At 62.8% G+C, this 19,257-nt stretch carries 19 protein-coding genes; 9 read left to right on the top strand and 10 right to left on the bottom strand.

Features of this window, described 5'->3' with window-relative positions:
* The first annotated feature begins 45 nt into the window (after positions 1 to 45).
* From QF039_RS04395 to hemN, 4 genes are all read left to right on the top strand, one after another.
* Complete coding sequence (locus tag QF039_RS04395) at positions 46 to 2,496, top strand: heavy metal translocating P-type ATPase (protein ID WP_307517062.1); 2,451 nt, start codon at positions 46 to 48, stop codon at positions 2,494 to 2,496.
* 22 nt (positions 2,497 to 2,518) lie between these two features.
* The gene (gene ccoS, locus QF039_RS04390) at positions 2,519 to 2,737 is read left to right on the top strand and encodes a cbb3-type cytochrome oxidase assembly protein CcoS (protein WP_003219033.1); all 219 of its coding nucleotides are present in this window, start codon (positions 2,519 to 2,521) and stop codon (positions 2,735 to 2,737) included.
* Complete coding sequence (locus QF039_RS04385; protein ID WP_003219035.1) at positions 2,730 to 3,413, top strand: sulfite exporter TauE/SafE family protein; 684 nt, start codon at positions 2,730 to 2,732, stop codon at positions 3,411 to 3,413. The genes ccoS and QF039_RS04385 overlap by 8 nt, the downstream gene beginning before the upstream one ends.
* 103 nt (positions 3,414 to 3,516) lie before the next feature.
* A complete protein-coding gene (gene hemN, locus QF039_RS04380) occupies positions 3,517 to 4,899 on the top strand; it encodes an oxygen-independent coproporphyrinogen III oxidase (protein ID WP_003219038.1) in 1,383 nt (460 codons plus the stop codon).
* A gap of 7 nt (positions 4,900 to 4,906) precedes the next feature.
* Here hemN and QF039_RS04375 read toward each other — a convergent pair whose 3' ends face one another.
* The gene (locus QF039_RS04375; protein WP_008437565.1) at positions 4,907 to 5,383 is read right to left on the bottom strand and encodes a hypothetical protein; all 477 of its coding nucleotides are present in this window, start codon (positions 5,381 to 5,383) and stop codon (positions 4,907 to 4,909) included.
* Between the two features lie 154 nt (positions 5,384 to 5,537).
* Here QF039_RS04375 and fnr point away from each other — a divergent pair, with 154 nt between their 5' ends.
* Together fnr and QF039_RS04365 are read left to right on the top strand one after the other, a co-directional pair.
* Complete coding sequence (gene fnr, locus QF039_RS04370; RefSeq protein WP_003219044.1) at positions 5,538 to 6,272, top strand: fumarate/nitrate reduction transcriptional regulator Fnr; 735 nt, start codon at positions 5,538 to 5,540, stop codon at positions 6,270 to 6,272.
* An 80-nt stretch (positions 6,273 to 6,352) separates the two neighbouring features.
* Positions 6,353 to 6,901 carry an adenine phosphoribosyltransferase gene (locus tag QF039_RS04365; RefSeq protein WP_003219046.1) on the top strand — a complete coding sequence of 183 codons (549 nt, stop codon included), beginning with the start codon at positions 6,353 to 6,355 and terminating at the stop codon, positions 6,899 to 6,901.
* A 148-nt stretch (positions 6,902 to 7,049) separates the two neighbouring features.
* Here QF039_RS04365 and QF039_RS04360 read toward each other — a convergent pair whose 3' ends face one another.
* The 5 genes from QF039_RS04360 to dnaX all read right to left on the bottom strand — a co-directional run bounded on the left by QF039_RS04360 (position 7,050) and on the right by dnaX (position 12,816).
* Entirely contained in the window at positions 7,050 to 8,198 is a 1,149-nt protein-coding gene (locus tag QF039_RS04360; RefSeq protein ID WP_177036337.1) for an acyl-CoA dehydrogenase family protein, read from the bottom strand.
* A gap of 200 nt (positions 8,199 to 8,398) precedes the next feature.
* Positions 8,399 to 9,001 (bottom strand): recombination mediator RecR, encoded by a 603-nt coding sequence (gene recR, locus QF039_RS04355; RefSeq protein ID WP_003219049.1) that lies wholly within the window; start codon positions 8,999 to 9,001, stop codon positions 8,399 to 8,401.
* 65 nt (positions 9,002 to 9,066) lie between these two features.
* Positions 9,067 to 10,101, bottom strand: a complete 1,035-nt coding sequence (locus QF039_RS04350) for an NADP-dependent oxidoreductase (RefSeq protein ID WP_307517061.1) — start codon at positions 10,099 to 10,101, stop codon at positions 9,067 to 9,069.
* Between the two features lie 269 nt (positions 10,102 to 10,370).
* Positions 10,371 to 10,709, bottom strand: a complete 339-nt coding sequence (locus QF039_RS04345) for a YbaB/EbfC family nucleoid-associated protein (protein ID WP_003193199.1) — start codon at positions 10,707 to 10,709, stop codon at positions 10,371 to 10,373.
* Between the two features lie 43 nt (positions 10,710 to 10,752).
* The gene (gene dnaX, locus QF039_RS04340) at positions 10,753 to 12,816 is read right to left on the bottom strand and encodes a DNA polymerase III subunit gamma/tau (protein WP_102368376.1); all 2,064 of its coding nucleotides are present in this window, start codon (positions 12,814 to 12,816) and stop codon (positions 10,753 to 10,755) included.
* Positions 12,817 to 12,949: 133 nt separating this feature from the next.
* On the opposite strand from dnaX, the gene QF039_RS04335 reads away from it, so the two are divergent.
* Entirely contained in the window at positions 12,950 to 13,699 is a 750-nt protein-coding gene (locus QF039_RS04335; RefSeq protein ID WP_307517060.1) for an ABC transporter substrate-binding protein, read from the top strand.
* 84 nt (positions 13,700 to 13,783) lie between these two features.
* On the opposite strand, the gene QF039_RS04330 is transcribed toward QF039_RS04335, so the two are convergent.
* The 3 genes from QF039_RS04330 to QF039_RS04320 are packed head-to-tail and all read right to left on the bottom strand — an operon-like array spanning position 13,784 to position 17,213.
* Positions 13,784 to 15,475, bottom strand: coding sequence for a bifunctional diguanylate cyclase/phosphodiesterase (locus tag QF039_RS04330; RefSeq protein ID WP_003219057.1), 1,692 nt, complete (start codon positions 15,473 to 15,475; stop codon positions 13,784 to 13,786).
* An 18-nt stretch (positions 15,476 to 15,493) separates the two neighbouring features.
* Entirely contained in the window at positions 15,494 to 17,059 is a 1,566-nt protein-coding gene (locus QF039_RS04325) for a PAS domain-containing methyl-accepting chemotaxis protein (RefSeq protein WP_307517059.1), read from the bottom strand.
* A 1-nt stretch (position 17,060) separates the two neighbouring features.
* Positions 17,061 to 17,213: a hypothetical protein gene (locus QF039_RS04320; RefSeq protein ID WP_307517058.1), complete on the bottom strand. Its 153-nt coding sequence runs from the start codon at positions 17,211 to 17,213 to the stop codon at positions 17,061 to 17,063.
* A 306-nt stretch (positions 17,214 to 17,519) separates the two neighbouring features.
* On the opposite strand from QF039_RS04320, the gene QF039_RS04315 reads away from it, so the two are divergent.
* A complete protein-coding gene (locus QF039_RS04315) occupies positions 17,520 to 17,834 on the top strand; it encodes a helix-turn-helix domain-containing protein (protein ID WP_003219061.1) in 315 nt (104 codons plus the stop codon).
* A gap of 151 nt (positions 17,835 to 17,985) precedes the next feature.
* The gene (locus tag QF039_RS04310) at positions 17,986 to 18,357 is read left to right on the top strand and encodes a VOC family protein (RefSeq protein ID WP_177022906.1); all 372 of its coding nucleotides are present in this window, start codon (positions 17,986 to 17,988) and stop codon (positions 18,355 to 18,357) included.
* Here the strand turns inward: QF039_RS04310 and QF039_RS04305 are convergent.
* Entirely contained in the window at positions 18,271 to 19,239 is a 969-nt protein-coding gene (locus tag QF039_RS04305) for a DMT family transporter (RefSeq protein ID WP_003219065.1), read from the bottom strand. The two genes, QF039_RS04310 and QF039_RS04305, sit on opposite strands and share 87 nt — an antisense overlap.
* Positions 19,240 to 19,257: the final 18 nt, after the last annotated feature.

Genomic DNA, 19,257 nt, shown 5'->3' with positions numbered 1-19,257 from the left:
AAGCGTTCCCACGCAGAGCGTGGGAACGATCATCGGAACTGAGCCATGACCACCCCAATCCCCTGCTACCACTGCGCCCTGCCCGTGCCGCCCGGCAGCCGGTTCACTGCCGTGATCCTCGGCGAGCCCCGCGAGCTGTGCTGCCCGGGCTGCCAGGCGGTGGCCGAGGCGATTGTCGCCGGTGGCCTGGAAAGCTATTACCAGCACCGCAGCGAAGCCTCGGCCAACCCCGAGGCGCTGCCGGTGCAACTGGTGGACGAGCTGGCGCTGTATGACCGTGCCGATGTGCAAAAGCCTTTCGTGCGCCACGACGGTGACCTGTCGCAAGCCACACTGTTGATGGAAGGCATCAGTTGCGCCGCCTGTGGCTGGCTGATCGAAAAACACCTGCGCAGCCTGCCCGCCGTGGCCGAGGCGCGGCTGAACCTGTCCAACCACCGCCTGCACGTGCGTTGGGCCGATGGGCAACTGCCCCTGAGCCAACTGCTCGGCGAGTTGCGTCACATCGGCTACGCCGCCCACCCGTACCAAGCCGACCGCGCCGCCGAACAACTGGCCAGCGAAAACCGCCTGGCCCTGCGTCAACTGGGGGTGGCCGGGCTGCTGTGGTTCCAGGCGATGATGGCGACGATGGCCACCTGGCCGGAATTCAATATCGACCTGAGCCCGGAGCTGCACGTGATCCTGCGCTGGGTCGCGATGTTTCTGACAACGCCCATCGTGTTCTACAGCTGCGCGCCTTTTTTCAAGGGGGCGATGCGCGACCTGCGCACCCGCCACCTGACCATGGATGTTTCGGTGTCCCTGGCCATTGGCGGTGCCTACCTGGCCGGAATCTGGACCGCCATCACCGGCACCGGCGAACTGTATTTCGATGCAGTCGGCATGTTTGCCCTGTTCCTGCTGGCTGGGCGCTACCTGGAGCGTCGCGCCCGGGAACGCACGGCGGCAGCCACTGCGCAGTTGGTCAACCTGTTGCCAGCCTCGTGCCTGCGCATGAGTGCCGACGGGCAAAGTGAACGGATCCTGCTCAGCGAACTGGCCCTGGGCGACCGGGTACTGGTGCATCCGGGGGCGGTGCTGCCGGCAGACGGCATCATCCTCGACGGCCAGTCGAGCATCGACGAATCGCTGCTGACCGGCGAGTACCTGCCGCAACCACGCCAGGTCAGCGATGCCGTCACTGCCGGCACCCTCAACGTCGAAGGTGCGCTGACCGTCGAAGTCCGCGCCCTGGGCCACGACACGCGCCTGTCGGCCATCGTGCGCCTGCTGGAGCGGGCCCAGGCGGAGAAACCCCGGCTGGCGGAGATCGCCGACCGCGCCGCCCAATGGTTCCTGTTGTGCTCGTTGGTCGCCGCTGCGGTCATCGGCCTGGTGTGGTGGGAGCTGGATTCGTCACGGGCGTTCTGGATCGTCCTGGCGATGCTGGTTGCGACCTGCCCTTGCGCCCTCTCACTGGCAACACCCACCGCCCTGACGGCAGCCACCGGCACCCTGCACAAACTCGGCCTGCTGCTGACCCGCGGCCACGTGCTGGAAGGCCTGAACCAGATCGACACGGTGATTTTCGACAAGACCGGCACCCTTACCGAAGGTCGCCTGGCGTTGCGCGCGATCCGCCCGTTGAGCCTGCTGGGCAGCGACGAGTGCCTGAGCCTCGCGGCGGCGCTGGAGCAACGTTCGGAACATCCGATCGCCCGCGCATTCGGCCGCGCGCCGTTGGCGGCGGATGAAGTGCTCAGCACGCCGGGCCTGGGCCTGGAAGGCCGCGTCGGTGACCGCCGGTTGCGCATTGGCCAGCCGGGTTTTGTTTGCGAACTGAGCGGCTGCGCCCTCCCCGCCTCGCCGAAGGAAGCCGGCCAATGGCTGCTGCTGGGCGACACCGACGGCGCCCTGGCCTGGTTTGTCCTGGATGACCGCCTGCGCAGCGACGCGCCCGCCTTGCTCGCCGCCTGCAAGGCACGCGGCTGGCGCACGTTGCTGCTGTCGGGAGACAGCTCGCCGATGGTTGCCAGTGTCGCCGCCGAGCTGGGCATCGACGAAGCCCATGGCGGCCTGCGCCCCGATGACAAGCTGCAAATGCTGCAACAGCTGCACAAGGAAGGCCGCAAGGTGCTGATGCTCGGCGATGGCGTCAACGATGTGCCGGTGCTGGCCGCCGCCGATATCAGCGTGGCCATGGGCTCGGCCACCGACCTGGCCAAGACCAGCGCCGACGCGGTGTTGCTGTCGAACCGCCTCGACGCCCTGGTGCAAGCCTTTACCCTGGCCCGGCGCACCCGCCGGGTAATCATTGAAAACCTGCTGTGGGCCGGGCTGTACAATGGCCTGATGTTGCCGTTTGCCGCCCTCGGCTGGATCACTCCCATCTGGGCGGCGATCGGCATGTCCCTCAGTTCGTTGACCGTGGTGCTCAATGCCCTGCGCCTGACTCGCATGCCGAGCACGCCAGCCGTGAGCCCCGCCCCCGTAACCCGCCCGCTGCCGGCTTGAGCCGCACGGGCATGGAGTGCAGATGCCAGCTCTTTACGTGATGATCCCGGCGGCGCTGTTGATCGTGGCCATCGCCATTTACATCTTCTTCTGGGCGGTGGACAGCGGCCAGTACGACGACCTCGATGGCCCGGCCCACAGCGTGCTGTTCGATGACCAGGACCCGAACCACCTGGCGGCCGTCGATGAAGCCAACGGCCCTGAACAACCGCCCAAGCCGAAAGATCCGCCCCATGCTTGAACTGGCGCCCCTGCTGGTCTCGGCGGTGATCCTCGGCCTGCTGGGCGGCGGCCATTGCCTGGGTATGTGTGGCGGCCTGATGGGCGCGCTGACCCTGGCGATTCCCAAGGAGCAACGCAGTCGGCGCTTTCGCCTGCTGCTGGCCTACAACCTGGGGCGCATCCTCAGCTACGCCACCGCGGGCTTGCTGATCGGCCTGGCCGGCTGGGCCGTGGCCAACAGTCCGGCAGCGATGTTCATGCGCATCCTCGCCGGGCTGTTGCTGATCTGCATGGGCTTGTACCTGGCCGGCTGGTGGAGCGGCCTGACCCGTATCGAAAGCCTCGGGCGCGGCCTGTGGCGGCATATCCAGCCGGTTGCCAACCGTTTGCTGCCGGTGTCCAGCCTGCCCCGGGCGTTGCTGCTGGGTGCGCTCTGGGGCTGGTTGCCGTGCGGGTTGGTCTACAGCACGTTGCTGTGGGCGGCCAGCCAGGGCAATGCGCTGGACAGTGCGGTGCTGATGCTCGCGTTCGGCCTTGGCACCTGGCCGGTACTGCTGGCCACGGGCTTAGCCGCTGATCGAGTCACCGCGTTATTGCGCAAACGCAGCGTGCGGATGGCTGGTGGCCTGCTGGTCATGCTGTTCGGCATCTGGACCTTGCCCGGGCCGCACCAGCACTGGCTGATGGGCCACTAGATCGCCATGTGGCATAGCGCCGCTCCCCGTTGATGCAAATCAAGATGGCTTCCCCACCCAGCCCCTAGACTCGGCCCACTAGCCTATCCGGGGGAACGCCCGCATGCTCGACGCCATTCGTTGGGACACTGATCTGATTCACCGCTACGACCTGGCGGGGCCACGCTATACCTCGTACCCCACCGCCGTACAATTCGACAGCCAGGTCGGCACCTTCGACCTGCTCCACGCCCTGCGCGACAGCCGCAAGGCCGTACGGCCCCTGTCGCTGTATGTGCACGTGCCGTTTTGCGCCAACATTTGCTACTACTGCGCCTGCAACAAGGTCATCACCAAGGATCGCGGCCGGGCTCACGCCTATCTGCAACGCCTGGAGCAGGAAATCCAGTTGGTGGCGTGCCACCTCGACCCCAAACAGCCGGTGGAGCAGCTGCACTTCGGCGGCGGCACCCCGACCTTTCTCAGCCATGACGAGCTGCGTCAGGTCATGGGCCGTCTGCGCCAGCACTTCAACCTGCTGGACGATGACTCCGGCGACTACGGGATTGAAATCGACCCACGGGAAGCCGACTGGGCGACCATGGGCCTGCTGCGTGAACTGGGGTTCAACCGCGTCAGTATCGGCCTGCAGGACCTGGACCCCGAAGTGCAGCGTGCGGTGAACCGCCTGCAAAGCCTGGAAGAAACCCGCGCAGTGATCGACGCAGCGCGCACCCTGCAGTTTCGTTCGATCAATATCGACCTGATCTACGGTTTGCCCAAGCAGACACCGCTGAATTTCGCACGCACCGTGGAAGAAGTCATCAGCCTGCAACCGGACCGCCTCTCGGTGTTCAACTACGCACACCTGCCGGAACGGTTCATGCCCCAGCGACGGATCAACACCGACGACCTGCCCTCCCCGGCGGAAAAACTGCTGATGCTGCAAACCACCATCGAGCAGTTGACCCGGGCGGGCTACCGCTACATCGGCATGGACCACTTTGCCCTGCCGGACGACGAATTGGCCGTCGCCCAGGAAGAAGGCACGCTGCAACGCAACTTCCAGGGCTACACCACCCATGGGCATTGCGATTTGATCGGGCTTGGGGTGTCGGCGATCAGCCAGATCGGCGACCTGTACTGCCAGAACAGCAGCGACCTGAACCACTACCAGAACGCCCTCGCCGGCGCGCAACTGGCCACCAGCCGTGGGTTGTTATGCACCACGGATGACCGGTTGCGACGGGAAGTGATCCAGCAGCTGATCTGCACGTTCAGCCTGAATTTCGAGAAGATCGAACAGGCCTTCAACATCGATTTTCGCGGCTATTTCGACGAGCTCTGGCCGCAACTGGAGGCGATGACCGAGGACGGACTGATCGAACTCGACCCACAGGGCATCCGCGTATTGCCGGCGGGACGCCTGCTGGTACGCTCGGTGTGCATGGTGTTCGATGCCTATCTGGAGCACCAGAATCGGCAACGATTTTCGCGGGTAATCTGAACCTGTCCTACTTCGCCAGCAGGGCCATCGCTTCCAGCTGCGACTCGGGAGACTCGTCCTTCAAGGCCTTGGTCAACTGCGATTGGGCCGTCATCAAGCCGGCCTGCAATGTCGCGATATCACTCTGCAAGGCGGCCACTCTGGCCTGCCTTGCCTGCGGGGTCTTTGAGGCGTCGGACATGGCAGCTGAGAGCTGAGCCAGCTTCTCGGCGAGCTGTTTTCTCATCTCGCGAATCATTTTCAACAGCTGCTTGATGTTGTCTTTCAGGTTGCTGTCGTCAATGTCCTTGTTGGAGTTGGTGCTGGCCTTGGAGGCTTTCAGCCCCGCCCCCGAGATATCCACCACCAGTCCTTGGGGCTTGGTGTCAGTGGCCCGATCGGTCGAAGACGCTTGGTCTTTATCGTCTGCAGCGGGGTCTTTTTTCGCATCAGGCACGGTTAGCGAAGAAACAATGGCAGGGTTGGTTGCGCCAATGGAAAGCATGATCTGAGCCTCCAGCTCTAGGAGTGACAATCTTGTATCGACCTCGATACAAAATTCTTTATACCGCTGCTGCTTTTTTGTACACGCTGGCCTGATCGTCCCCCAGTGCGGTACCCTTACGTCTTATGTGTGTTTTCCCACAAGGATTTAAGAAATGTCCGAGCCAGTTAAACTGCGCGCTCATAGCCAGGCTCATTGCAAGGATTGCAGCCTGGCCCCCCTGTGCCTGCCACTTTCGTTGAATCTGGAAGACATGGAAGCGCTGGACGAGATCGTTAAACGCGGTCGCCCACTGAAAAAAGGCGAGTTCCTGTTTCGCCAGGGCGACAAGTTTGACTCCGTTTATGCAGTACGTTCTGGCGCGCTGAAAACCTTCAGCCTGAGCGATGGCGGCGAAGAACAGATCACCGGCTTCCACCTGCCGAGCGAACTGGTCGGACTGTCGGGCATGGACACTGAGATTCACCCCGTGTCGGCCCAGGCCCTGGAAACCACATCGGTGTGTGAAATCCCGTTCGAACGCCTGGATGAACTGGCCCTGCAGCTGCCGCAATTGCGTCGCCAGTTGATGCGCGTGATGAGCCGGGAAATCCGCGACGACCAACAGATGATGCTGTTGTTGTCGAAGAAAACCGCCGACGAGCGTATTGCCACTTTCCTGGTCAACCTTTCCGCACGTTTCCGCGCGCGGGGTTTCTCGGCCAACCAGTTCCGCCTGAGCATGTCGCGCAACGAAATCGGCAACTACCTGGGCCTGGCGGTGGAAACCGTGTCCCGGGTATTCACCCGCTTCCAGCAGAACGAGTTGATTGCGGCCGAAGGCAAGGAAGTGCATATCCTCGACCCGATCCAGCTCTGCGCATTGGCTGGCGGTTCGCTCGACGGTTGATCCAGACGCTTGCGGCCGAGCCAATCGGCTGGGCCGCAGGTATACTTCGAGTCCGCTTTCCTCCCCAGGACTCCTCGACGATGGTCTTCGATTCGTTCGACATCAAATCCCTGATTCGCCCAGTCATCGACTTCCCCAAGCCTGGGGTGATCTTTCGCGATATCACGCCGCTGTTCCAGTCGCCCAAGGCCTTACGCCTGGTGGCCGACACCTTCGTACACCGCTACGTCGAAGCCGACTTCACCCACATCGGCGCGATGGATGCCCGCGGTTTTTTGATCGGTTCGATCATTGCCTATCAGTTGAACAAACCGCTGATCCTGTTCCGCAAGCAAGGCAAATTGCCGGCTGACGTGCTGGCCGAGAGTTACCAGACCGAATACGGCGAAGCCTTCCTGGAAGTGCACGCCGACAGCCTGTGTGAAGGTGATTCGGTGCTGATGTTCGATGACCTGATCGCCACCGGCGGCACGCTGATCGCGGCGGCCAACCTGGCCCGGCGCATGGGCGCACGGATTTTCGAAGCGGCGGCGATCATTGACCTGCCGGAGCTGGGTGGGTCCCAGCGCCTGGAAGACATGGGCATTGCGACGTTCTGCCTGACGCAGTTTGCCCTGACAGACCAATAACCCGGGATTCGTGTGGCGAGTGAGCTTGCTGTGGCGAGGGAGCTTGCTCCCGCTGGAGTGCGCAGCGCTCCCAAAGATCTTGGGGCCGCTACGCAGCCCAGCGGGAGCAAGCTCCCTCGCCACAGCTCCCTCGCCACAAAAGCGCTTTCTACAAGCCCATCTGCTTGCTGATGATTTCGTTCATCACTTCCCGAGTCCCGCCACCGATGGACAGGATGCGGTTGTCGCGATACAGCCGCTCCACCAGGTTGCCGCGCATGTAGCCCTGGCCGCCGAGGATCTGCACGGCATCAAAGGTCACGCGGTCGGCGGTGTCGGTGGCGAGGTTCTTGGCCATCGAGATCTCCTTGATCACACTCTTGCCCGCGGCCATCTTGGCGGCCTGGCGGTAGGTGAATTCCCGCGAGACCTCCACCGCCGTGGCCATTTCCGCCAGGCGATGCTTGAGCACCTGGAACTTGCCGATGGGTTTGCCGAAGGCCTCGCGCTGGGCCGCCCACTTCAGGCTTTCCTCCAGGGCCATCTGCGCAGTCATATTGGCCATCAGGGCCAGGGCCAGGCGCTCGCTCTGGAAGTTGCCCATGATGCAGGCGAAACCCATGTTCTCGGCGCCGATCAGATTGCCTGCCGGTACGCGGCAATCGTCGAAGAACAGTTCGGCCGTGTCCGACGCCCACCAGCCCATCTTCTTCAGCGGTGTACCGGTGGTGAAACCAGGCGTGCCCTTTTCGATCAACAACAGGCTGATGCCGGCAAAGCCCGGCCCCCCGGTACGCACGGCGACGGTATAGAAGTCGGCACGCTGGCCGCTGGTGATAAAGGTTTTGCTGCCGCTGACGCGGTAATGGTCGCCGTCGCGCACGGCACGGGTCTGCAGGCTGGCGACATCGGAGCCGCCACCGGGCTCGGTGACGGCCAGGGCGGCGATCTTCTCGCCGGATAACACCTGCGGCGCCACACGATCGCGCACCTCGGGCCGGGCCCATTTGACGATGGGCGGCAAGCCGATATCCAGCGAGCCCAACCCTGCCACTACTCCGCCGGAGCCGCAGCGCATCAGTTCTTCGCTGGCGGCGACCTTGGCGAACAGGTCACCTTCGTGGCTGCCTCCAAGGGCTTCGGGGTAACCGATCCCCAGGATCCCCGCCGCGCCGGCCTTGAGGTACAGCTCCCGGGGGAAGCTTTCCGCTTCCTCCCACTGCTCGATGCCCGGCAACATCTCGCGCTCGACGAAACGACGCACGCTGTCGCGGACCAATTGGTGGCTGGGGTCGAAGTATTCCTGATAGGCAGACATCGGCAAGCTCCACGGGAAGGTGGAGCGAACTTACCAAGCGCTTGCTTGGTTATCAAGCAAGAGGAAAGGCTCGTGAACGCCACAAAACAAATGTGGGAGCGGGCTTGCTCGCGAATGCGGTGTATCAGTCGCCAGATGCATTGACTGAACCACCGCATTCGCGAGCAAGCCCGCTCCCACATTTTGTTCTGCGGTGTTTGTTACAGGGCGATCGGCTTACGTCCGGCAAACGAATGCGCCAAGGTCCCGCCATCCACCAGTTCCAGCTCGCCACCCAGCGGCACGCCGTGGGCGATGCGCGAGGTAATCAGGCCTTTGTTGGTCAGCAGCTGGGCGATGTAATGGGCCGTCGCTTCGCCTTCCACCGTAGGGTTGGTGGCCAGGATCACCTCGACGAACGTGCCCTGCTCCTCGATCCGCGTCACCAGTTGCGGAATACCAATCGCCTCCGGCCCCAGCCCGTCCAGCGGCGACAGGTGGCCCTTGAGCACAAAGTAGCGCCCGCGGTAACCGGTCTGCTCCACCGCGTAGACATCCATCGGCCCTTCGACCACGCACAGCAGCGTGTCGTCGCGACGCGGGTCGGCGCATTGCGGGCACAGCTCTTCCTCGGTCAGGGTGCGGCACTGGCGGCAGTGGCCGACCCCTTCCATCGCCTGGCTCAGGGCCTGGGCCAATCGGGAGCCGCCGCTGCGATCACGCTCCAGCAGTTGCAGCGCCATGCGCTGGGCGGTTTTCTGGCCCACACCCGGCAAAGTGCGCAGGGCGTCGATCAGTTGACGAATCAGGGGGCTGAAGCTCATGGGGAAAGGTCCGACAAAACAACGAGACGCGGTTTATACCCGCGCCTCGGATTAGCGTCAAATGCTCAATCTTGTCCGACCCGCACCACCAACTTGCCGAAGTTGCGCCCCTCCAGCAAACCGATAAAGGCTTCAGGTGCCTGCTCCAGGCCTTCCACCACGTCCTCGCGGAACTTGATCTTGCCATCCCGCACCCACGGCGCCATGGCACTGAGGAATTCCGGTTGGCGGTCGCCATAGTCGTCGAACACGATAAAGCCCTGGATCCGCACACGCTTGGTCAGCAAGGTACGTTGCAACGCCGGCAGCCGGTCGGGACCGCTGGGCGCTTCGTGGGCGTTATAGCCGGCGATCAGGCCACACAAGGGAATGCGCGCCTTGGCATTCAGCAGCGGCACGACCGCGTCGAATACCTTGCCGCCGACGTTTTCAAAGTAGATATCGATGCCCTTGGGGCAGGCCTGGGCAAGCTCCTCGGCAAAGTTGTCGCTCTTGTGATCGACACAGGCATCAAAGCCCAGCTCGTCCACCACATAGCGGCACTTGTCGGCGCCACCCGCCACACCGACCACCCGCAGGCCCTTGATCTTCGCCACCTGGCCCACCACCGAGCCCACCGCACCGGAAGCGGCCGCCACCACCAGGGTTTCCCCGGACTTGGGCTGGCCGATATCGGTGAGGCCCATATAGGCGGTCATGCCGGGCATACCCAGCACACCCAGGGCCATGGACGGGCTGGCCAGTCCCTTCGGTACCGGGATCAGGTTGCGCCCATTGGAGATGCTGTGGCTCTGCCAGCCGGTGGAACCGACCACCAGGTCACCCACCTCGAACTTCGGATTGCGGGACTGTTCGATGCGGCTGACAGCGCCACCGGTCATCACTTCGTCGATTTCTACCGGTGCGGCGTAGGACGGCGCATCACTCATGCGCCCGCGCATGTAGGGATCCAGGGACAGGTAAAGGGTCTTCAGCAAAACCTGGCCGTCGGCCAGTTCCGGCAGCGCGACGCGCTCCAGGCGAAAGTTTTCCGGCACCGGTGCGCCGTGGGGGCGTGAGACCAGCACAATGCGCTGGTTGAGGGTCAATGCTTCGGACATCAGCGAGGCTCCTTCTATCGGTGATTGAATTCAACGGTATAGGGTGCAGACCCCAACACAGGGTCCAGGGTTCGACAAAACTCTCGCAGTAGCAGTTGTCGAGCGCCAGCGAGGCTACGTTAGCCGCACCGCTGCTTTCATGCCAGACGTGGGACCGAGTCGCTGCCGACGCAGCCTCGCTGGCGCTCGACAGCTGCTACGGGTATGGAAAATAGCCGGCCAAAAAAATGCCAGGCGCGGGGCCTGGCATTTTCGGTGCTGCTTGCCGATCAGAACGGCAGCTTCATGCCCGGTGGCAGTTGCATGCCAGCGGTCACGCCGGACATCTTGTCCTGGCTGTTGGCTTCGATCTTGCGCACGGCGTCGTTGACGGCCGCGGCAAACAGCGCCTCGAGCATTTCCAGGTCGTCTTCGCCGACGCCCGGCAATACGCTTGGGTCGATGCTCACGCGCTTGATGTCGTGACGACCGGTCATCACCACGCTGACCATATCGCCACCGGCTTTACCGGTGACTTCGGCGTTGGCCAGTTCTTCCTGCATCTTGGCCATCTTTTCCTGCATCTGCTGCGCCTGCTTCATCAGGCCGGCCATGCCACCTTTCATCATGGGAATCACCTCAAAAGTACGTGGATCAATTATTGGCCCCGGGTTATGACGCTTGGGGTACCGGGGCTTCTACAGGTTCAATAGTATCGTGCCGCACCACCGCGCCAAACTGCTGCATCATCTGCTGGATGAGCGGATCACCGTGGATCGACTCTTCAGCCTCACGCTGGCGGTTGACCCGGCGACGAGACGCCGCCTGGGCCGGGGTTTCCTGCTCGGGCTTGATCAGCTCGATGCTGATGGTCAGCGTGCGCCCGTGGAACTGGTTCAGGGCATCGTTGAGCCGGCGCTGCTGGGTCGCGTTGAACAGGGCGCTGTGGGCCGGGTCCAGGTGCAGCAGCCAGTGGTCGCCATCAACGGCAATCAGGGTGCAGTTGGCGGCGATGCTGCCGGTCATGCCGGAGATCGGCAGTTTCGGGAACAGCTCCAGCCATTGCAACGCCAGGCCGGTGGCCGGCATCGCGGCAGGTTCGGGTTCAGGCTCCGGGGCAGGCTCGGCGGTGTGTTCGCTGGCCAGGTCGTCCAGGTAGCTGTAGGCCGAATCCATGTCCGGCTCGATGTAATCTTCGTCCAGCGGCGGCTCGTCGTCGAGGTCGGTGCCCGGGGTGGCGGCGTCCACTTGCGCAACGGTCGGCTCCGGCACCGGGGCCGAAACCCACTCGGGGGCGTCCGGCACCACGCTGTCCGGGGTCGGCGCGGGCATGGGTGTCAGTTCAGGCTGCTCGCTGGTGGTTTCCAGCACCGGCTCGACGGCAGGCTGCAGCTCGACCTCGACCTCGGCCTCTACCGGGTCGTTCCACGGCAGATCGACTTCAGGCACGGGCGCAGGCTCAACCACCGGCTCCGGCACCACCACTGGCGCCACGGGCTCGGCGACAACCGGGGCGGCGGCCTGTGCAACCGGCGCAGGCGGCGCAACCACTGGCGCGACAACAGCCGGGCCAGCCACTGGTTTGGCGGAATCAACTGTGGCCTGGCTGATCCCCACTGGCTTTAGCGGCTGTCTCGGCGCATCCGCCGTGTCGGCGGGCCTGAAGGCCAGCATCCGCAGCAGGACCATTTCAAAGCCGCCTCGCGGATCGGGTGCCAACGGCAGGTCACGTCGCCCAATCAGGCCCATCTGGTAGTAGAACTGTACGTCTTCGGCCGGCAACGCCTGGGCCAGGGCCAACACGCGGTCGCGGTCGCCGTGGCCGTTGTCGACACCTTCGGGCAGGGCCTGGGCGATGGCGACGCGGTGCAGCACATTGAGGATTTCCGACAGCACGCCATTCCAGTCCGGGCCTTGCTCGGACAGATGGCGCACGGCTTCGAGCAACGCCTTGGCGTCGCCTTCGATCAACGCGTGCAGCACGTCGAACACCTGGCCGTGGTCCAGGGTGCCGAGCATCGCCCGCACGTCGGCGGCCAGCACCTTGCCTTCACCGAAGGCGATGGCCTGGTCGGTAAGGCTCATGGCATCACGCATCGAGCCGTCGGCGGCACGCCCCAGCAACCACAGGGCGTCGTCTTCGAACGGTACGTTCTCGACACCCAGCACGTGGGTCAAATGCTCGACCACACGCTCCGGGGTCATGTTTTTCAGGGAGAACTGCAGGCACCGCGACAAAATCGTTGCAGGAAGTTTCTGCGGGTCGGTGGTGGCCAGGATGAATTTGACGTAGGGCGGCGGCTCTTCCAGGGTCTTCAACAAGGCGTTGAAGGAGTGGCTGGACAGCATGTGCACTTCGTCGATCAGGTAGACCTTGAAGCGGCCACGGCTCGGTGCGTACTGCACGTTGTCGAGCAGCTCGCGGGTGTCTTCGACCTTGGTGCGGCTCGCGGCGTCGATCTCGATCAGGTCGACAAAACGCCCTTCGTCGATTTCCCGGCACACCGAGCAGGTACCACACGGCGTCGAGGTGATGCCGGTTTCACAGTTCAGGCACTTGGCAATGATGCGGGCAATGGTGGTCTTGCCCACCCCCCGGGTACCGGTGAACAGGTAGGCGTGGTGCAGCCGCTGGCTGTCCAAGGCATTGATCAGAGCCTTGAGCACATGGGTCTGGCCGACCATTTCGCGGAACGAGCGCGGACGCCATTTACGTGCAAGAACCTGATAACTCATCGAAAACCGTCGCAACTGGGAAGCGGAAGCGGGTAATGCTAGCGGAGCAAGGGGGAAATTGCATCCGGCACGCTCGTCTAATCTGACTAAGCTGGTCTGACCAAGCCTGTAAAAGGCTGAACCCGGAGAATTTATGCGCGCAGTCCTGGGCGCCTTGTGGATGATTGCCACGGTCAGCCTGGCGGCACCCGCACCTCTGCGATTCTCCATTTCCGACAGCTGGACCATGCCCATGGTGCAACTTGACCAGGGCCAGCCCACCCAAGGGATTTTGTATGACCTGATGTTGAGCCTGGCCACCCAGGTCGGCCGTCCTGCGAAATTCCATGTGCTGCCGCGTGCGCGCATCGACACCGCCATGGAGCGCGGGGATGTGGACGTGCGCTGCTACGTGACACCGGCGTGGCTGAACAACCTGTCGGGGGACTACACCTGGAGCATCCCGCTGCTGGTCCAGCGCAATGTGCTGGCCGCCGCGCGCGTGCCCTCAACGTCGGTGGCACTGGACAGCCTTGCGCCGCAACACATCGGCACGGTACTCGGCTACAGCTACCCGACCCTGGAGGCGCGCTTCGCCAGCGGCCAGTTCAGCCGCGACGACAGCCGCAGTGAAGAGCAAGTGCTGCAAAAACTGGTGGCCGGACGCTTCAACTATGCAGTGATCAACGAATGGATCCTTGATCGCTTCAATCAGCAATTACCGCCCACACAGCGCCTGCAGACGGTGGCCGTGATCGAGGAGCAACGCCTGGGCTGCTATGTGCGCAACGATCCACAGGTGCCGGGGCAGCAGATCCTGCGCACGTTGCTGCGGATGAAAATGTCCGGGGAGATTGATGAAATCATCCAGCTGTATATCGGGAACAGCGCCCCCGCCCCTTAAGATCACCTGATTGTCCTTGTGGCCAGGGAGCTTGCTGGCCAGGGAGCTCCCTCGCCACAGCAAGCTCCCTCGCCACAATAAACATCACTCGAGCTTTTGCCACTGCGGCGGCGGTGCAAATCCCTCGACCCAACCCGGCACGTCGTCCGCAGGCATCGGCCGGGCGATGAAATAGCCTTGGGCCACTTCGCAGCCCATGCGCATCAACAGCTGGCCGTGCTCCAGGGTTTCCAGGCCTTCGGCAATCACTTCGCGGCCAAACGCACGGGCCAGACCTATCACGGCCTTGGTCAGCGCCAGGTCGTCCTTGTCGTGCAGGATGTCGCGCACGAACGACTTGTCGATCTTGATGGTCTGGGTCGGCAGGCGCTTGAGGTAGCTCAGGGAGGAATAGCCGGTGCCAAAATCATCCAGGGAGAACTGCACGCCCAAGGCCTGGCAGGCCTCCAGGTGCTGGGTGACACGCTGGATATTGTCGATGGCCACCGACTCGGCGATCTCCAGGTCCAGCCGGTGCGGCTCCACCTGCGGGTATTGCGCCAGCAAGTCTTGCAGGCGCTCGACAAAATCCTCGCGCTGGAAGTGCCGCGCCGCGATGTTCACGCTCACCGACCACCAATGCCCATGCACCTGCCAGCGATGCATCTGGCCCAACACCTGAGCGATCACCCATTCGCCGATATCGACAATCAGGTCGGTCTGCTCGATCAGCGGCAGGAAATCCCCCGGCTTCACCAGGCCACGCTCGGGGTGCTGCCAGCGTAACAACGCTTCGAACCCCACCACCGTGCCGCAGCGCAAGTTGACCTTGGGCTGGTAATGCAGGCACAACTGGCCCGCCGCCAGGGCCTGGCGGATCTGCTCCACGGTCTGGTGGCTGGCCTTGACCTCCTGTTCCAGGGATACATCAAACAACTGGTAGCGGTTGCGCCCGCTCTGCTTGGCCACATACATCGCCTGGTCGGCATGGCGCAGCAAGGTGTCGGCGTCCTCGTCATCCAGGGGGAACAGCGTGACGCCGATGCTGGCGAACACATTCAGCTCCGCCCCCTGGATCGAGTACGGCTCGGAAATCGCCTTGAGGATGCGCAGCAAGGCGCCGTTCAGCTCGTCGATATCGCGCACATAACGCAGGATCAGCACAAATTCGTCACCGGCGAGCCGGGCGACCACGTCCTCGCCGCGGATGATCTCCCGCAACCGAGTGGCCACTTCCACCAACAACAGATCCCCACAGGCATGCCCATACCCGTCGTTGACCGCCTTGAAGCCGTCCAGGTCGAGCATGCACAACGCCAACGGGATGTCTTCGCTGCGGGAGAACTCCAGGGACTGGTTAAGCAACTCGGACAGATAGGCGCGGTTCGGCAAGCCGGTCAGCACATCGTGGCCGACCCGCCATTGCAGGGTGTGCAACAGCTGGCGCTTTTCGCTGACATCAAAGCGGATCGACACGTACTTCTGCACGCGCCCGGTCTTCTCATCGAGCAGCGGCACCATGGTGCTGTCCACCCAATACAACGTCCCATCCTTGGCCCGGTTGCAGATTTCCCCACGCCACACCCGGCCTTCGCTGATGGCTTGCCACATGCCCTGGAAGAACCCCGCAGGGTGCAGTCCCGAGCTCAGAATGCGGTGATTTTGCCCCAGCAACTCGTCACGCCCGTAGCCGGACATGCCGCAGAACTGGTCATTGACGTAAGTGATGCAGCCCGCCAGGTCAGTCTCGGAGAAAATGGCGGCTGCATCCACGGCCCTGCGGTATTTCTCGTCCATGAGTCAGGCTCACTGTGGCTAGCGGTTGAACCGCTCGACCAGGGCGCGCAACCCGGAAGAGATGCTTTCGAGTTCCCGGCCACGGGTAACTGCAGCGTTGGCATTGCCCGCTGTCTTTTGCACCGTGGCGGCAACGTTATTGATCTGCTGTGAAACTTCCTCGGCGACGTGGGATTGTTCCTGTGAGGCAGCAGCCATTTGCTGACTCATATCGGTAATACGCTCCACCGCGTGGCGAATGCCTTGCAGCGCCTGCTGCGCCTCAAGTACTTGCTGCACGCCCTGCTCGGCCTCGTGAATGCCCAGGCTCGCGATCTCGACCGCCTCATCGGCGCCCGCCCGCAGGTTCTGGATGATGCCCTGGATCTGCTGGGTCGACTCGCGCGTCTTGCCCGCCAGGGCGCGCACCTCGTCGGCCACCACGGCAAAGCCACGGCCCTGCTCGCCGGCGCGGGCCGCTTCAATGGCCGCGTTGAGGGCCAGCAGGTTGGTCTGGTCGGCGATTGCCTGGATCATGCTCGCGGCCACCTGGATTTGCTGGGTCTGCCCGGCCAGGTTGCCCACCGCCTGGTTGATCTGGGTGACGGTGCCGGCCAGCAGCTGGATCGCCTCGCGGGACGTGCCGGCCACCTGGCTGCCCTGCTCGGCGAGGGTGTTGGCGGTGTGAGCTTCGCTGGCGGTTTGCTGCACGTGCACCGCCACTTCGGCGATGGACGCAGCCATCTCGGTCATGGCGGCGGCGGTCATGTCGGTCTCGGCGCGCTGTTCCAGCAACGCCGATTCGGTGGTGCTCGACAACACGCTGGAATGGGCGGCTGCTTCGGCCATCTGGTTGGCCAGGTCGCTGAGGCGCGTCAGGGCGGTTTTAAGTCGCGCTTCTTCGCTGATCAGGATCATTTCGAGCTGCGCGGTCGGCCCCAGCGCGTCGCTGTAGGTCATGGCGCTGATGGGGTCGGAAAAGGTATTGGGCGTGTTCTGCACAATCTGCTTGAGCTGTAGCCCCAAGCGTTGATGCCCCCAGACGCCCAGGCCGAGAAACAAGCCGACAGTCAACGCCTGGGCCCACACACCCGGAACCCATTGGAAGGCGGCGACACTGGCAACGGCAGCGGCCAGTGGCAACGCCATGGCCCGGGATACAGACGCCACACGCCGCACCGGAGAGACCGCCGCACCACCTGCCTGCAACCGCGCGTACAGCGCTTCTGCGCGGCGCACCTGTTCGCGGGTGGGCTTGACCCGCACCGACTCGTAGCCCATCAGCCGCCCGTCTTCGAGAATCGGCGTCACATAGGCGCTGACCCAATAATAGTTGCCGTTCTTGCAGCGGTTCTTCACCACGCCCATCCAGCTCTGCCCGGCCTTGAGGTAGCTCCACATCAGCTGGAACACGGCGGGCGGCATGTCCGGGTGGCGCACCAGGTTGTGGGTGCTGCCGATCAGCTCGGCCTGGGTAAAGCCGCTCATGGCGGCAAACTCGGCGTTGCAGTAGGTAATATGGCTGTTGACGTCAGTTGCGGAAATTAGCCGTTGCTGCTCCCCAAAAGTCTGTTCAACAGCAGTGACCGGCAAATTGAGACGCACGTTAAAGCTCCATGGACAGCATTCGATCGCCCTCTCGACCACCGGGTATGCAGGACAGGCGGATTCGTATTTCCAGTCGGGCTGCGCCGTCGATCGGCTGGTTGGCCGCAAAGGTACGCAAACCCACGATTTTGCACAGCAATTCATCATCCATTCAGTGATGATCAACTAGGCTTGAATTCGGGTATCCGGCACGTGAGGCGCAATGAAGCGTGGCACTGACGAGCGACATTTCAGTCCCTGCCAGGCGTCCGTTTTATGGGCACATTTATGAGAGTAAGGAGAGAGCAATGATTTCCTGTTTCATAAACCTGCCTTCTGAAACGAGACCACCAAATACTTGTCCTAGATGCCGATTCTACGAATTACATCACATTTTGCAAGAAAAGGTGATGATACATGCGGTTGTCTAATTTTAAGATTTATCGTTAAGTTCTTGATTCTAAATGGGAATTGAGCGATGCACATTTCAAGTTTGGGTCCAGCCATCAGACGTTACCGCAAGGTCGCAGGGCTTACTCAGGCTGAACTAGGTGAAAAAACCGGTTTTGACCCTAAAACCATCAGCCGCTTCGAAACCGGCACCTATACACCCAGCGTCGAGGCACTGTTCTTGTTCGCAGAGGCGCTGGGAGTGAAGCTGAAAGTCTTTTTCGCAGACCTGGTCGACGAGGAGGAACAGCGCGCTTATCTGTTCGGTGTCATTCACAAAGCCACCCCGAAGGATCTGGGAAAGCTGATCGCAGCGGTAGACCAGGCCTTGTCCAAGCCTTAGAGCTCGCAACACACGTGCACGCAATAAAAAGAGCAGACAGCCAGATTGACTGTCTGCTCTTTGCTTGATGACTCCTGACATGAACTGACAGGACAGCCCCTTAGACTAGGGACTGAGCCGCGCCATTGCTGCGTCATTCCACGGAGTCATCATGAATAGCATTGCCCATTACTTTTTGTTGTACGTCGACAGCCCGGCCACCAGCGCCAACCTCTACAGCCGGCTGCTGGACAAGCCGCCGGTGGAGCTGGGGCCGACCTTCGCGCTGTTCATCCTCGACAACGGGGTGAAACTCGGCCTGTGGTCGCGCCATACCGTGGAGCCTGCGGCCCACGCCTCGGTTGGCGGTAGCGAGGCGGGTTTCTGCGTCGCTGATATCGCAACGGTCGACGATTTGCACACACGCTGGGTGCAACTCGGGATGAGCATCATCCAGTCACCGGTCGAGGCGGACTTCGGCTACACCTTTGTCGCCCAGGACCCCGACGGTCACCGCCTGCGGGTGTTTACCGTGAACCCGTAACGGCTTGCGGCGCCAGCGCCCTTCGAGGCTGATGGCGCCGACACTGGCCAGCACGATCAGGCCACCCAGCACCACGCGCAGCGAAACCTGCTCGCCCAGCAGCGTGGCGGCCATCACCATCGCCACCGGCGGCACCAGGTACAACGCCACTGACGCGCGACTGACCTCGACATGCCGCAACACATAGGCCCAGGCCAGGTACGCCAGGGCGCTGGGAAAGGCGCCGAGCAACAACACCGCCCAGTTGGCTTGGGTCGATGATTGCGACACCACCGCCGGCAAACCCGGCAAATAGACACACAACAGCAAGGTGCCCGACCACACGGTGTAGCACACCGTGGTCAGCGGGCTGTAGCGCCGGGAATAGTGTTTCTGGATGGTGAAATAAAGGCTCCACGACAACGCCGCCAGCAGGATCATCAGTCCACGAGGATCAATCTGCCCCAGGCCATGCTCGCCCCAGATCACCACCAGCACCCCGCTCAAGCCCAGCAGCACGCAACCCCAGCGCCAGCCGGTAACTCGCTCCTTCAAGCCGAAAAACGCCACCAGCACCGTAAATAGCGGAACCGACTGCGCCAGCACACTGGAGGCAGCGGCCGTGACAAATTGCTGGCCGAAATTGATCGTCAGGTGATGCAGGAAAATCCCGAAGAAGCCCAGCACCAGCAACCACGGCAGGTCCCGCAGACGTGGCCGCTCGATCCTCATGACCAACGCGACGCCGGCCATCAATACCGAAGCAATCAGGAACCGTCCCAAGGCCAACTGGCCAGGGCTGTAGCTGTGCAAGGCCAGATGCACGCCAATCGGCGAATACGCCCAACAGAGGATGACGCTGGCAGTGACTAGCGTAAGCTTTACAGGTGACGGGGCTTTCATGAACAGCGTCCAGCAGTG

This window comes from Pseudomonas sp. W2I6, assembly GCF_030815935.1.
Taxonomy (GTDB): Bacteria; Pseudomonadota; Gammaproteobacteria; order Pseudomonadales; family Pseudomonadaceae; genus Aquipseudomonas.
The sequence above is the reverse complement of the archived record's forward strand: the minus strand, read 5'-3'. Positions and strand labels throughout refer to the sequence as shown.